The organism is Nocardia sp. NPDC051832 (genome assembly GCF_040681285.1).
Classification (GTDB): domain Bacteria; phylum Actinomycetota; class Actinomycetes; order Mycobacteriales; family Mycobacteriaceae; genus Nocardia.
This window is the reverse complement of the sequence record NZ_JBFAYL010000001.1, coordinates 602,805-616,474: the sequence shown is the minus strand read 5'-3', so window position 1 is coordinate 616,474 and position 13,670 is coordinate 602,805. Positions and strand designations below refer to the sequence as shown.

Here is a 13,670-nt window from a genome sequence, read left to right as displayed (position 1 = left end):
GGCTCCACGTGTTGATTGATTACCTTTACTGTGCCACAGCCCAGGGCCTTGTTCGCTGAGGGCGTTACGATCACCACTCGTGCCGACAGATTTCGAGATCCTGGTGATCGGTGCTGGTCAGGCTGGACTGTCGGCGGGTTACCACTTGCGGCGGCTCGGTTTGGAGCCGGAGCGCGACTTCCTGATCGTGGACCACGCGCCGGGCCCGGGCGGCGCCTGGCAGTTCCGGTGGCCGTCGCTCACCCTGACCACGGTCAACAAGGTGCACGACCTGCCGGGAATGTCATTCGCCGGAACATTGCCTCCCGGATCGGAGTCGGCGCCGGCGGCGACGGCGGTCCCGCACTATTACGCGCTGTATGAGAAGGAATTCGATCTGCGGGTGCGCCGGCAGGTCAGCGTGAAAGTGGTGTGTGATCGGACCGCGGCGGGGGAGCGGTGCGATGGGCGCGGGGAGATACTGAGCGCTGAGACCGATTCGGCCGGGACGCTGAAGGTGCACGGGCTGATCAATGGGACCGGGACCTGGGAACATCCGTTCATTCCGGTCTATCCCGGCGCTTCGACATTCACCGGCCGGCAATTGCACACCCGCGACTACCGGACCGCTGACGAATTCCGTGATAAGCACGTGGTGATCGTCGGCGGCGGAATCTCGGCGTTGCAGCTGCTCGACGAGATCTCCCAGGTCACCTCGACCACCTGGGTGACCCGCCGCGAGCCGATCTTCCGGGACGAGGAATTCGGCCCGGACGCCGGCCGGGCCTCGGTCGCCGAGGTGGAGGACCGGGTGCGGCGCGGGCTGCCGCCCGGCTCGGTGGTCTCGGTGACCGGTCTGCGCTGGGACGCGCGACTACGCGCCGCCGCGGCCCGGGGCGCGCTCGACCGGCTGCCGATGTTCGCCGCCGTCGAACCCGACGGCGTGCGCTGGGCGGACGGCTCGTTCCAGCGCGCCGACGTGATCCTGTGGGCCACCGGATTCCGCAGCGCCCTGGACCATCTCGCGCCACTGCGCCTGCGCGGTCCGGGCGGCGGCATCACCATGACCGGACGGCTGGCCACTCAGGTCGCCGTCGATCCGCGCATCCATCTGATCGGGTACGGCCCGTCGGCCAGCACCATCGGCGCCAACCGCGCGGGCCGCGCCGCGGCACGGGAACTCGTGGACTATTTGCGCGGGGCGACGGGTGGCCTGGGGATCACTGGTAGCCGGCGGTGAAGGTGTCCGGGTCCGGGCCGATGCGCTCGCCGGTGTCCATCGAGTCGATGGCCGCCATCTGACCTTCGTTGAGTTCGAACCCGAAGACGTCGAAGTTCGAGGCGATGCGCGCGGGCGTGACCGACTTCGGAATCACGATGGTGCCGCGCTGCAGATGCCAGCGGATGATGACCTGCGCCGGTGTCCGGTCGACTTCCGCGGCGATGGCGGTGATGGTCGGGTGATCGAGCAGGGTGCCCTGGCCGAGCGGGCTCCAGGCCTCGGTGGCGATCGCGTTGGCGGCATGGAATTCGCGCAGTTCGCGCTGTCCGAGCCGCGGGTGTAGCTCGATCTGGTTGACCGCCGGGGTCTCGCCGGTCTCGCTGATCAAGCGCTCCAGCTGCGGCACCGTGAAATTCGACACCCCGATCGACCGGATCCGGCCCTGAGTCTTCAAGGCCTGGAAGGCCCGGAAGGTGTCGACGAATTTCCCGGCCACCTCGACCGGCCAATGGATCAGATACAGATCCAGATAGTCCAGGCCGAGCTTGTCCATGCTGACGTCGAACGCCCGCAGGGTGGAGTCGTAGCCCTGCTCCGAATTCCACAGCTTGGTCGTGACATACACCTCGTCCCGGGCGAGTCCGGATTCGCGGATCGCCCGGCCGGTGCCTTCCTCGTTGGCGTAGATGGCGGCGGTATCGATGCTCCGGTACCCCGCCTGCAGCGCGGCCGTCACCACCTCGGTTACCTCGTCCGACGGCACCTGGAACACGCCGAACCCGAGCTGCGGGATCACGTTTCCGTCATTGAGGATGATCGAGGGAATAGCGCAGGTCTCGCTTTTGAAAGTCACTGTTCCGACCGTAGAAGTGCGACGCCCGCCCGTCAACGAACGGCCGGGCGTGTTGCGCCAGGGAAACGGTCCGACCAGTACTTTTTTCGCTAGCCCTTCAGCGCGGGGATCAGGGTGGCGCTGTCGGTGACTATGGCGTGGCCCTGGAACTCGAAGTCCTGATAGGCGCGGGCCATCGCGGGCTCGTCGCGCCCGCCGACGGCATCGCTGACGACGATCGGGATGAAGCCGAGGTCGGTGGAATGCGTGACAGTCGGGGCGATCCCGATCTCGAGGGCGACGCCGACGATCGCGTAGGCGTGGATCCCGAGATCGCGCAGGGTGGCCGCCAGCGGGGTGCCCTCGAAGGCGGACATGGTGGTCTTGTCGAAGACCACCTCGTCGGGGCGCGGCTGGAGTTCCGGGACCAGCTCGAAGGCCGGAGTGTCGCGCTGCAGAATGGGTTTCAGGTCGTCGACGGAGTCGGCGCCCTGCCAGCTCATCGCCATCCGCAGGGCGAAGCGGCCGCTGAGGCGGTGCGGCAGGAAGAAGTGGCGCAGGAAGATGATCGGGTAGCCGCCCGCGCGGGCCGCTTCGACGACACGGACCACGCGCTCGACGATCTCCTGGCCGTCGGGCAGCTGGGAGAGGACGCCGACCTGCATGTCGTAGACGACCAGGGCGAGCTTTTCCGGGGCGCACAGATCGGTGTGTCCCTCGGGAATGTCAAGGCCGTTGCCGAACCGCATCGTCGGTAGCTCCTTACTCGATTCCACCACGACCTGCGTCGAATCTGTTGCACGCAGGGCACTTTCGATCACTCTAGTCCGGCCGCGGGACGATGGCCCGGGCCGCCGCCACGCCCGGGGGGAATCGGCCGTTGTCGCAGGTCACACCGAGCGCTACGGTCGAGTGACCTCGAGGTGGCGGCCGTCCGTGTCCCCGCCGGTTAGCGCCTCGATCGATGCTGGAGCCGAGGATGAGTATCTCCCCTCGCCGGCGCTCGCTGACGCACGCGGTGTACCCACCCGTGGCGCTGATTCAGGCGACGACACTTCGTTTCCGTTCTGCCGTGTACGCGAGGTTGGGCCGTACCCTGGACCCAGTGAACGGCAATCGCATAGCTACCTATGGACTATTCGGGTTGAAGACTGTTCGCAAAGTATCGCTATCACGCACTACCAGCGAGATTCTCCGGCCTATCCGGTGGCGTAGGGCCTCGGCAGTGCTTGTCGCCGTGCTGGTTTCGGGCATATCGCTAACCAATGGCGGAGCACCGGCGCGGGCGGATGCGCCGCTGCGTCCCGACTCCGATCCGTTCTACGCGGCATCGGCCGACCTGAGTTCCGCCCGGCCCGGCGCGGTCATGAAATCGCGGCAGATCGCGCTGTTCGGCCTGCCGCTGCCCGTCCAGGCTTGGCAATTGCTCTATCGCACCAGCGATTCGGCGGGCCGGCCGACGGCGAACATGACCACGGTGCTGATACCGAACGTGCCGTGGCGGGGGCCGGGCGCGCGCCCGCTGCTGTCCTATCAGATCGCCGAGGACAGTCTGAGCACCCGCTGCGCGCCGTCGTACGCGCTGCGCGGCGGCTGGCCGATCGGGCTGAACACCCTGCTCGACGCGCCGTTCATGGCCGACGCGCTGCGGCGCGGCTGGGCCGTGGTGACCAGCGATTACGAGGGGCCGGAGTCGCGCTTCTTCGACGGCGTGACCTCGGGCCGCGGGGTACTCGACGGGATCCGCGCGGCGCGCGAGTTCGCCCCCGGCGATGTCGACGCCACGAGTCCGCTGGGCGCGTACGGCTATTCGGGCGGTGCGTTCGCGACGCTGTGGGCGGCGCAGCTGCAACCGGCGTACGCGCCGGAACTGCGATTCGCCGGTGTCACCTCCGGCGGCGTGCCCACGGACCTGCCCGCCATCGCCCGCGAGGTCGACGGCGGCATGCAGGCCGGGCTGGCGCTGCTCATCGTGCACACCACGGTCCGCAATACGCCGGAGGCCGGTGTGGCGGCGCTACTCAACGATCGTGGTCGCGCCATGCTGATCGAGGACGCCGACGCCTGCGGTGAGGAGCTGATCCTGAAATACAACGGAGCCCGCGTCGCCGATTTCGCGGCGGTCCCGGATCTGCTGTCGCATCCGGCGTTTCGTGCGGCCACCGCCCGGCAGGAACTCGGCGGCACCGCACCCATCGCCCCGATGTACCTGTACCACAGCACCACCGACGGCGTGATTCCCGTCGCGGGCTTCACCGCGCTGACCGAGCGATATTGCGCGCAGGGCGCCGATGTCAGCGTGATCCATTCGGCGCTGCCCGGGCACAACCCGGCCGCCATCGGCGAAGCCTTCGGCGCGATGAGCTATCTCGAGGATCGCTTTGCGGGGGTGCCGGTTCCGGCCGGTTGTCACGCCCGCTGACGTAGACACGGCGCGTACCGGGTAACCGGTACGCGCCGCATCCGAGGGGTGGGACAGTTGGTCTTGTCAGTGCGCCGTCACTTGTTCTCGGCCCACTTGGTGCTGCCGTCCGGCGCGTTGAGCGTCTGGACCAGCTCGATGCCGGCGACGATCAGCGTCGGCCCGCCCGCGATGAGGGTGCCGACCAGTCCGCCGATGGCCGCACCGGTCACGATGGTCGCGATGCCGAAGGCGCCGCCGAGGAAACCGATCAGGCCGATGGCCGCGCCGATCGCGGTGCCGATGAATCCGCCGATGGTGGTCGCGACCGCGAACTGCGTGGTGAACTGATCCATCGCGCGCCGGTTCTCCATCGGCGAGGCGATCGGAGTGACCGGGGTGGCCTTGGCGAAGTCCTTGACCGCGGTCAGCTCGAGCGTCTTGCCGCCATCCTGAACGGCGTGCGGCAGCGGGAATTCCAGGCCGTCGTACCGGAACGACAGCGGCAGCGTGACGACCGCGTTGCCGTTGGCGTCGTTGATATCCACCGAGTTGCCGGCGACCTCGAACGAGCCGCCGGTAAGGGTGGTGATGACCTTGTCGCCCACCAGTTTCGTCTCATATCCGATCTGGGGTGCGGCGGCCGGTTCCGCGGACGCGGTGCCGGAACCGACGGCCACCGCGACTACCAGAGGTATCGCGGCCGCGGTGATCTTACGGAGGAACATTTCCCGGTTTCCCATCTTCATCAGATTCTTGCTAGCCCTACCAACGCCCTGCGAACCGAAAATCCTTCCCCCCGAAGCCATGCAGGTCGGATCTGATCCACGCAACAGTGGCGCCGATGGTCAATTTACCGTGCCAGAGCCGGCGCAGACCCCGGAATCGGGGGCATACCAGCGGGTTTGGAATGCTCGAGAATCACATTGGCAAAACGAGGATTTCAGATCTGACTTTTCGCCTTTTCCAACGCTTTCGCATTGCTTTCGTCTTGTTTCTGGAATGCCTCGGCAATCGAGTCGACGCCGCCGGCGAGGGATTCCACACATTTGCCGAGCGACTCGATGCCCTTCAATCCGGACTCGGCGTCCGGGACGTACTTCTTCGCGAAGTTCTCCCCGATCTCGTCGGCGCCCCAGCATTCACCCTCGGCGTCGACCACGGTCTGCACGTTCTTGATCGCGGCGATGACTTTGTCGGCAACCGTGGTGATGCCCGGCTTCGTCGCCTTGAGCGCGTCCGGGTCGACCTTCAAGGTGGTCACTGGCCGCCCTCCAGGTAGGTGCGGTTGCGGTAGTACTCGTCTTCGTCCTCCGGATGCGGCTCGGCCGGTGCGGCCGGCGCGGCCTCGGGATCCGGAAGCAGCTGGCGCACCAGGTCTTTGATGCTGGGCGCGCCGGGCACCAGATCGGACAGATCAGGGATGTCGGTGCCGAGCTGCTCGACCGAGCCGAACGCACGCTGCGCCTCCTCGCCGGCGAGTTTCGCGGCGGCCTGGGTGGCCTCGGTGATGGAGCCGCCCAGTTTCTCCGGGGTAGTGCGTTTGAACGCCTCGGGATCGACGTGCACCTCGATCGGCACGCCGGCGGAATTGGCGGTGACTCGGATCAGCTTGTCGGTGGACCACGCGGTCACGGTGGCCGTCGCCAGCCGGGCCTGCGCCGCCGCGAATTCCCGCTGCTGCTGCTCGAAGGTGGCGAGCAAGGAATCCACCTCCCCGCGCAGTGCGTCGTTGCGTGCGCGTAGCGCCTCGCCCTCCAGGCCGGCCATGCGGTGATCCCCTCAGTCTCGCTCCGTCAGCTATATGGACGCAGCAGATCGCCTTTCGGTTCCCATCCTGCCCGTTCCAGCTCAGATCGCCCAGTCCAGCAAGACCGAACCCAGGCACACCGCGACGACGATCCCGAGCGCGAGGGCGTCGCGGCGGGTGGGGGAGCTGGGGTGCGCGGTCAGCTGGCCGGTGCCGCCGCGCGCGGTGATGGCCTCGCCGAGCTCGCTGGCCCGGCGGGTGGCCACCGCCATGGCGGCGGTGAGGATATCGATGAGCGCGGCGTCGGCGGCGCGTTCGAGCAGCCGGTCCTTGGGACGCAGTTTGCGGGCCGCGCGCAGGATCCGGATCTCCTCCAGCAGCAGCGGCAGGCTGCGCAGCATGAGGGCGACGACGACGGCCCATTCGTCCACGGGCAGCCGGAGTTTCCGCAGTGGCGCGCCTAATTTCGCCAGGGCGGGGGCGATTTCGCCCATCGGCGTGGTCCAGGCGATCAGGAACGACGCGGTGACCAGAACCAGGCCCAGGACCACGATCCGGGTGTAGTTGAGTACCGGCGCGATTCCCATCGGCGCGGTCAGCAGCGCTCCGATGGCGAAGAGCGCCCAGAGCGCCAGCGGCAGCCGCGGGAGCGTGTTGAGCGGAATCCGGGCCACGACGCCGATCACCAGCAGGAAGACGATGATCGCCCCGAGCAGCAGCCAGGTCGGCCAGAACATCAGCACCAGGCTGATCAGGAAGGCCGCGATCATCTTCGTGCCCGCCCAGAGACTGTGAATCGGGCTGGCCGCGGGGACCTGACGAAACAACACCATGCTCATGCTGGACCTCCGTGCTCGAGCCGCCACGCGGGATCGGACGTTCGCGGTGATGGATCTGAGTGTCGTGCGGCGACATTCGCTCCGCCGGGCAACGGGTCGCGCTCCAGGATGTGGCCGGCCCGCAGGTGCACGGTGCGGTCGCAGACCGCCGCCATATCGGCCACGTCGTGCGAGATGACGATCAGCGTCAACCCGGAATCCCGCAGTTGCGCAAGCAGTTCCACGATATCGGCGCGGCCGGCGGGATCCAGCCCGGCGAGCGGCTCGTCCAGCACGACGACCTCGGGGCGGCAGGTCGCGATCGCCGCGAGCACCACCCGCTTGGCCTGGCCGCCACTGAGCCGTTCGATGGAGTGGGTGACCGTGTACCGATCCAGGCTGACCGCGTCCAGCGCCCGGCCGGCCGCGCCGGAGCCCTTGGCCCGCCCGCCCCAATCCGCGATCTCCTCGCCGACGGTCTCCTTCTGCAATTGCAGCCGGGAATGCTGGAAGGCGAGCTGGACGCGGCCGATCTGGCCGCGCACCGGCTGACCGCTGAGTTGGCAAGTGCCCGAGGTCGGTTCGAGCAGCCCGGCCAGGATCCAGGCGAGCGTGGATTTGCCGGATCCGTTGCCGCCCACCACGAGTAGCGCCTCGCCGCGCCGCACCGAGAGATCGACGCCGTGCAGAGCCTCCGCCTCCCAAGGGGTTCGGCGGTTGTAGGTGTAGCGGACATCGCGCAGTTCCAGCAGCGGCGGCCCCATCGGACGCCGCCGGTCCTCGCGCACCGGCCGGGTCCAGACCGGCAGACGTTCGACCGCCCGCCCCTCGGCCAAGTGCACCACGCGGTCGGCCGCGGCCGCGTCGGCCTCGTGATGGGTCACCAGCAGTACCGCCATCGGATGCCGCCGGGGCAGTGCGGCGAGCAGCGCGACCAGTTCCCGGCGGCCTTCCGGGTCGAGCATCGAGGTGGCTTCGTCGGCGATGAGCAGCGCGGGCCGGCGCGCCAGCGCTGCCGCCACCGCGAGCCGCTGCTGCTGGCCACCGGAGAGCGCGGCGGTTTCCTTGCCGCCCATGCCGGACAGGCCCACCTCGGCGAGCAGGCTCTCGACCTCGACCTGCTCCGCCAGTTCCTCCGGCAGGCCCCACACCACGTCGTCGGCGACGAGGACGCCGATGGTCTGGCTCTCGGGTCGTTGCAGCACCAGCGCCGTGCCGCCCAGATGTCCCAGCCCCGCGGACCCGGGCCGGTCGACGACGCCGGAGCTGGGCGGCAATCCGGCCAGCAGCCGGGTCAGCGTGGATTTGCCGGAACCGTTGTGCCCGACCACCGCGACGAACTCGCCGACCTCGACCGACAGATCGATATCGCGCAGCGCGTCCGTCTCGGCGCCCGGATACCGGAAACCGGCTCCGCGCAAGGTCACCGGCAGCGGGGCGATCGGCCGGTCGTCGGCGGGCGCGTCCAGACGATCCGTGCTGGGCAGCCAGGCCAGCCGATCCAGAACCGAGCCGAGGATGAACCAGGAGATCAGCGCGCTGACCATCACGCCGAGGGCGACCGTGCCGCCGATGTAGAGCCACCACCAGCGCAGCACCGCGTCGGTGGCGTCGGCGATGAACTGCCCGGACGGCTGCATGGCCGGGACGCGGTCGATGATCTTCTGCGTGCCGTGCGCGGCGTCGCGAATAGAGGTGAAGACCAGCGTCCGCGTCTTCGTGAACACCAGCAGCATGGCGACCGAGTACAGACCCCAGGCCAATCCTGCCAGCGTCGCGAGGCCGAGTACCGAGAATGAGCCCCCGCCCCGGCGCTTCACCGCGCCGATGATGCCGCCGATGGTGGCGGTCGCGAGAATTCCCTGCGCGGGCAGCATGCCCGCCGCGACGAAGGTCACCAGGGTCGCCGCGACGGTGGTGGTGGCCACCGCCCGCAGCCGGTGCCGGTGCGCCAGCATGCCCATCGGCACCGCCGCCACCAATTGCAGCGCCGCCGCGAACGGCACCACCGACCCGACTGTGACCAGTCCGACCGTCACCCCGCCCAGCACCGCCCCGGTCGCCAGCTCGATCGGCCGCAGTGGGCCGTGTTCTGGGGAACCGGGCGGGGGCGCGGTCGTCAGCTCATGCACGGATCAAGTCTGCCAGTGCGGGGTCGGCGGTAGGACGCCTCCACGCGTGAGCGTGGCGGTGGGCTACTAGGGGGTGCGGGTGAGGGTGTAGTCGGTGGGGTGGAGTTTGCGGATGCGGCGGCGGTAGCTGGTTTGGGAGCCGGGCCAGTTGTTGGTGATCCGGCCGGAGGCGGTGCGATACCAGCTGGTGCAGAAGTTCCAGGGCGTGCGGGCGAGGCGTTCTTGCAGCGCTGTGTTGAACTCCTCTTCCAGGTCGGGGCGGACCTCGAGGGCGTGGCCGGGGCGGTCGGCCAGGAATTGGACGGCCTGGCGGATATAGCGGGCCTGGGATTCCATCATGTAGATGATGGAGCCGACGCCGAGGTTGGTGTTGGGGCCGTAGACCATGAACAGGTTCGGGAAGTCCGGGACGGTGATGCCGTAGTAGGCGTGCGCGCCGCCGGACCAGGCGTCGGCGAGTTTGCGGCCGCCGCGGCCGAAGATTCGCATGGGCCAGAGGAATTCGGTGCCCTTGAAGCCGGTGCCGTAGATGATGACGTCGGCTTCGTGCAGCGTGCCGTCGGCGGTGCGCACGCCCGCGGGGGTGATCTCGGTGATGGCCGCGGTTTCGACGTGCACGTTGGGCTGGGTCAGGGCCGGGTAGTAGTCGTTGGAGAACAGCCCGCGTTTGCACCCGATCGGATAGTCGGGGGTGAGTTTGGCGCGCAACGCGGGGTCTTCCACCTGTTTGTCCAGGTGCCGGGTGGCGATCTTCGCGACCAGCCGCGCGATCGCCGGAAACTCCACCAGGCCCAGGGAAACGAATTCCGCGATGGCCCACCAGCCGAAGCGTTCGGCGAGCAGCGCGCCGGGCAGCCGCGCGAAGAGTTTGTGCTGGATCGGGGAGTAGTCGGTGTCGAACTTGGGGATCACCCAGGCGGGGGTGCGCTGGAAGAGTGTGAGCTGCTCGACCGTCGGCTGGATCTCCGGAATGTATTGGATGGCACTGGCTCCGGTGCCGATGCAGGCGACGCGCTTGCCGCTCAGTTCGACGCTGTCGTCCCACTCGGCGGAATGGAAGGCCGGGCCCGCGAAGGTGTCCACGCCCGGGATGGCGGGCAGCGCGGGCCGGGACAGCTGACCGACCGCGGGGATGAGAACGTCGCAGGTGCGGGCGGCGCCGTCGGCGGTGTGCACGGTCCAGCGGGCGGTGGCCTCGTCGAATTCCGCGTCGGTGACTTCCGCGCCGAACACGATGGCCGGGAGCAGATCGTGGCGCCGGGTCACGCCGCGCAGATAGTCGTGGATGGCCAGCCGCCCCGAATAGCGCTGCGGCCAATCCGGTTTCGGCTCGAAGGAATAGGAGTAGAGCGGCGAGGGCACATCACAGGCCGCGCCCGGATAGGTGTTCTCGCGCCAGACCCCGCCGATGTCGGCGGCCCGCTCCAGGATGGTGATGTTCTCGAAGCCGTTGCGCCGCAATTCGATTGCCATGCCGATACCGCCGAACCCGGCGCCGATGATGAGGATCGAAGGACCCGTGCCATTGGTCATGTGCTGCTGCCTGCTGTTCGATGCTGCCTACCGGCCTGTGATCCACCCCACAGGCTCCATCCTCCACTGTAGGGGCGGGCGCCGGGCCGATCGACAAATTCGGCCATAATGGGTGTTATGCAGCGTCTTCTTGACCCAGGGATACGCGACTGGAACTTCCCGCGCGGTATCGCCAGCGTGGCGCTGATGGTCGGCTACGCGGGCGAACACGGGGTGCCGGTCGCCCGGATGCTGACGGGGACGGGCCTGAGCGAGGGCGTGCTGCACAATCCCGACGCCCAGGTCGACGCGCACATCGAACTCGCGGTCATCCGGAATCTGGTCCGCGAACTGGCCGGCGTGCCCGCCCTCGGGGTGGAGGTGGGTCGCCGGTACCGCATCACCACCTTCGGGATCTTCGGCTTCGCCTGCGTCAGCAGTCCGACGCTGGGCGAGGCGATCGCGTTCGCGCTGCGCTACCTGGATCTGAGCTTCACCTTCTGCCTGCCGGTCGCGGAGTGGAGCGCGGGCGAGTTCGTGGCCTGGGTGCACGACGAGGGTGTGCCCGCCGACGTGCGGCAGTTCCTCGTCGAACGCGATGTGACCGCGATGAATCAGGTGATGAGCGACCTGATGGGTGCGCCGCTGAGCCTGGTCCGCGCCGAATTCCGTTTCCCCGAACCGGCTTACGCGGATCGGATCGAGGCGGTCACGGGCATCCGTCCCAAGTTCGGGCAGCCGCACAATCTGTTCGCGCTCGACCCGGCGGTGCTGGAACAGCCGCTGCCGCAAGCCAATGAGCACACCTGGGCGATGTGCCTGGCGCAGTGCCGCGCACTGGTCGACCGGCGGCGGGCCCGCACCGGCATCGCCGCCCAGGTGCGCGAGCTGCTGGTGCCAGGCGGTGCCGACGGATTCTGTGCGCCGCCTGGAATCGACACTGTCGCGGGCGATCTCAATATGAGCACGCGTACCCTGCGCCGCCACCTCGACGCCGCGGGGACCAGCTACCGCGCGCTGCTGGACGAGGTCCGGCGCGCACTCGCGGAGGAGATGCTCACTGCCACACCACTTTCGGTCAGTGATGTGGCGATTCGCCTGGGCTACGCCGAATCGTCCACCTTCATCTACGCGTTCAAGCGCTGGACCGGAAGCACCCCCGCCGCCTACCGCCGGGACCGCGCCCCCGCCCGGTGAGACTCACACGTGCAGCGTGGGTTCCGGAGTCGGCTCGGTGGGCAGTACGCCGATCCGCCCGCCCATCGGGACGGTGCGGAAATGGGTTGTGATGCGGTGGTTTTCGATGATGTGCAGCGCGACCGACGGATCGGGGGCGTAATCCATCACATGGTCCGGCAGCTCGAGCTCCCACTCGCCGCCCAGCACCGAGGCGGTGCTCGGCGCGATCAGCAGCGGTTTGCCCGCGAAGGTCGTCGTCGCCGCGGAATGCGCGTGGCCGGTGAGCACGCCGAGGATGCGGTCGTCGTCCAGCACGATTTTCGCGAGCCGGTCCGGCTCCTCCAGCGCGATCACGTCGACGACCGGGCTGAACAGCGGCGCGGGCGGATGGTGCAGCGCCAGCAGGATCGGCTTGTCGGCGGGCGCGCCCCGCAGGACCTCGCCCAGCCAGTCGTAGGTCTCCGGGGCGATGCGTCCGTTGGGCTCGCCGGGGATGGTCGAATCCAGCAGTGCCACAGTCACACCCGTGGTCGCGCCGCTGTCGCCGATCCAGGCGACCTGGTTGATCGGGGCGCCGGACGCGGGCGCGCCGAGCAGGCCGGTGCGGAAGGCGGCGCGGTCGTCGTGATTGCCCGGCAGGAAGTGCACCGGAATGTCGGAGCGCAGCATAGCGGCGGCTTGCGCGTATTGCCCGGGGCGGCCGGAATCGGTGACATCGCCGGTGACCAGAACGGCGTTGGGCCGGTGCCGCAGGGCGGCCAGGAAAGCCATCACCCGTTCGGCGCGTTCGGCGTTGCGGGCGCCGAGATCGAAGTGTGTATCGCTGACCTGAGCCACCAGGATCATCGGCATCCGCTTTCTCTGGGGATCGCTACATTGCGTTCAGAGTGCGCCCGCGAGGCGCCTCTTCAGGCTAAGTGACCTGGGCATTATCCGTCGCCATGAGGCTCGCCACGCGTGGCTTGGAAGTAGTTGATCAGTGATCACGCTCACACCAGTTGCTCCGCGCACGCCGCCGCCGCGCCCAGGACGGCAGTCGGATCGAGGCCGACCGGGGTCCAGAAATCCGGGCCCGGCGTGGCCTCCAGTGCGAGTTCGGGTGGGGTGCGCCAGGACGCGCTGAGGCCGAGCCGCCAGGAGTGCAGATGCGCCCGGGAATGCGTCCCGGACTTGTCGAACAGCGGATCGCCCACGATCGGATGACCGATCCACGCCAGGTGCACGCGGATCTGATGCCGGCGGCCGGTGACCGGGCGCAGCGCCAGCACCGCGTGCGCGTCGGTGCGCGCCACCGTCGCGAAGTGGGTGACCGAGGGATAGTTCTTGCCGGCCAGCAGATCGGCGTCGTCGACAAACCAACGGCCGGAACCGGATTCGCGGATCGCCTCGCGCGGTGCGGCGATCCGCACCCGGTTCTTGCGGCCCACGCCGAGCGGTAGATCGAGCACGCCGCGGTCGGGTAGATCCGCGCCCTCGACGATCGCCAGGTACGCCTTGCTCGCGGTCTGCTTGTTGAACTGACGGGTCAGCTGGCCGTGTGCCGAGAGTTCGCGGGCCAGCAGGATCAGCCCGGAGGTGACCTTGTCGATTCGGTGTACGGGATACAGCGTTTCGCCCGCTGCCGCGGCGAGCTCGACGAGATCGGTGTCGTGCCGCTCCCCGGTGACCGAAATCCCAGCGGGTTTGTTCAACGCGAGGATCGCCGCGTCTTCGTCGACGAGACACCGTTCGCGCAGCTCCGCCCAGTTCATCTCCACCCGGTGAGCTTAATCGGGGGGCGGAAATGCCTCGCTGCGCGCCATAGCGGACCTATCCTGGGCCCTGCCCGCTTTTCCGAATTCCGAG

Annotated in this window: 13 protein-coding genes; 3 read left to right on the top strand and 10 right to left on the bottom strand. The window is 68.5% G+C overall.

Annotated features, from left to right (window positions below; genetic code table 11):
- Positions 1–79: 79 nt before the first annotated feature.
- Positions 80–1,219, top strand: a complete 1,140-nt coding sequence (locus AB0M14_RS02445; RefSeq protein ID WP_364987681.1) for an NAD(P)-binding domain-containing protein — start codon at positions 80–82, stop codon at positions 1,217–1,219.
- Here the strand turns inward: AB0M14_RS02445 and AB0M14_RS02440 are convergent.
- Both AB0M14_RS02440 and AB0M14_RS02435 read right to left on the bottom strand, forming a co-directional pair.
- Positions 1,200–2,054, bottom strand: a complete 855-nt coding sequence (locus AB0M14_RS02440; protein WP_364987678.1) for an aldo/keto reductase — start codon at positions 2,052–2,054, stop codon at positions 1,200–1,202. The genes AB0M14_RS02445 and AB0M14_RS02440 overlap by 20 nt on opposite strands.
- An 89-nt stretch (positions 2,055–2,143) precedes the next feature.
- Positions 2,144–2,782: an isochorismatase family cysteine hydrolase gene (locus AB0M14_RS02435; protein WP_364987675.1), complete on the bottom strand. Its 639-nt coding sequence runs from the start codon at positions 2,780–2,782 to the stop codon at positions 2,144–2,146.
- A gap of 476 nt (positions 2,783–3,258) precedes the next feature.
- On the opposite strand from AB0M14_RS02435, the gene AB0M14_RS02430 reads away from it, so the two are divergent.
- A complete protein-coding gene (locus AB0M14_RS02430) occupies positions 3,259–4,455 on the top strand; it encodes a lipase family protein (RefSeq protein WP_364987672.1) in 1,197 nt (398 codons plus the stop codon).
- A gap of 77 nt (positions 4,456–4,532) precedes the next feature.
- Here the strand turns inward: AB0M14_RS02430 and AB0M14_RS02425 are convergent, their stop codons facing one another.
- From AB0M14_RS02425 to AB0M14_RS02400, 6 genes are all read right to left on the bottom strand, one after another.
- Positions 4,533–5,162, bottom strand: a complete 630-nt coding sequence (locus AB0M14_RS02425) for an ammonium transporter (protein ID WP_364987669.1) — start codon at positions 5,160–5,162, stop codon at positions 4,533–4,535.
- A 215-nt stretch (positions 5,163–5,377) separates the two neighbouring features.
- Positions 5,378–5,698, bottom strand: a complete 321-nt coding sequence (locus tag AB0M14_RS02420) for a hypothetical protein (RefSeq protein ID WP_364987667.1) — start codon at positions 5,696–5,698, stop codon at positions 5,378–5,380.
- Positions 5,695–6,204, bottom strand: a complete 510-nt coding sequence (locus tag AB0M14_RS02415; protein ID WP_364987664.1) for a YbaB/EbfC family nucleoid-associated protein — start codon at positions 6,202–6,204, stop codon at positions 5,695–5,697. Before AB0M14_RS02415 ends, AB0M14_RS02420 begins: the two co-directional genes overlap by 4 nt.
- Before the next feature lie 81 nt (positions 6,205–6,285).
- Positions 6,286–7,023 (bottom strand): energy-coupling factor transporter transmembrane protein EcfT, encoded by a 738-nt coding sequence (locus AB0M14_RS02410; RefSeq protein WP_364987661.1) that lies wholly within the window; start codon positions 7,021–7,023, stop codon positions 6,286–6,288.
- Entirely contained in the window at positions 7,020–9,134 is a 2,115-nt protein-coding gene (locus AB0M14_RS02405) for an ATP-binding cassette domain-containing protein (protein ID WP_364987658.1), read from the bottom strand. Before AB0M14_RS02405 ends, AB0M14_RS02410 begins: the two co-directional genes overlap by 4 nt.
- 66 nt (positions 9,135–9,200) lie before the next feature.
- Positions 9,201–10,667 (bottom strand): NAD(P)/FAD-dependent oxidoreductase, encoded by a 1,467-nt coding sequence (locus AB0M14_RS02400; protein WP_364987654.1) that lies wholly within the window; start codon positions 10,665–10,667, stop codon positions 9,201–9,203.
- Between the two features lie 117 nt (positions 10,668–10,784).
- On the opposite strand from AB0M14_RS02400, the gene AB0M14_RS02395 reads away from it, so the two are divergent.
- Positions 10,785–11,843 carry an AraC family transcriptional regulator gene (locus AB0M14_RS02395; RefSeq protein WP_364987650.1) on the top strand — a complete coding sequence of 353 codons (1,059 nt, stop codon included), beginning with the start codon at positions 10,785–10,787 and terminating at the stop codon, positions 11,841–11,843.
- A 3-nt stretch (positions 11,844–11,846) separates the two neighbouring features.
- Here the strand turns inward: AB0M14_RS02395 and AB0M14_RS02390 are convergent, their stop codons facing one another.
- Together AB0M14_RS02390 and AB0M14_RS02385 are read right to left on the bottom strand one after the other, a co-directional pair.
- Positions 11,847–12,671, bottom strand: coding sequence for a metallophosphoesterase (locus tag AB0M14_RS02390; RefSeq protein WP_364987647.1), 825 nt, complete (start codon positions 12,669–12,671; stop codon positions 11,847–11,849).
- A gap of 143 nt (positions 12,672–12,814) precedes the next feature.
- Entirely contained in the window at positions 12,815–13,576 is a 762-nt protein-coding gene (locus AB0M14_RS02385; protein WP_364991229.1) for an RNA pseudouridine synthase, read from the bottom strand.
- Positions 13,577–13,670: the final 94 nt, after the last annotated feature.

Bases quoted from the DNA above. Each gene is read 5' to 3' on its own strand.
- AB0M14_RS02435 (WP_364987675.1), bottom strand. From the start codon at position 2,782: ATGCGGTTCGGCAACGGCCTTGACATTCCCGAGGGACACACCGATCTG.
- AB0M14_RS02425 (WP_364987669.1), bottom strand. From the start codon at position 5,162: ATGTTCCTCCGTAAGATCACCGCGGCCGCGATACCTCTGGTAGTCGCG.
- AB0M14_RS02415 (WP_364987664.1), bottom strand. From the start codon at position 6,204: ATGGCCGGCCTGGAGGGCGAGGCGCTACGCGCACGCAACGACGCACTG.
- AB0M14_RS02410 (WP_364987661.1), bottom strand. From the start codon at position 7,023: ATGAGCATGGTGTTGTTTCGTCAGGTCCCCGCGGCCAGCCCGATTCAC.
- AB0M14_RS02400 (WP_364987654.1), bottom strand. From the start codon at position 10,667: ATGACCAATGGCACGGGTCCTTCGATCCTCATCATCGGCGCCGGGTTC.
- AB0M14_RS02395 (WP_364987650.1), top strand. From the start codon at position 10,785: ATGCAGCGTCTTCTTGACCCAGGGATACGCGACTGGAACTTCCCGCGC.
- AB0M14_RS02390 (WP_364987647.1), bottom strand. From the start codon at position 12,671: ATGATCCTGGTGGCTCAGGTCAGCGATACACACTTCGATCTCGGCGCC.
- AB0M14_RS02385 (WP_364991229.1), bottom strand. From the start codon at position 13,576: ATGAACTGGGCGGAGCTGCGCGAACGGTGTCTCGTCGACGAAGACGCG.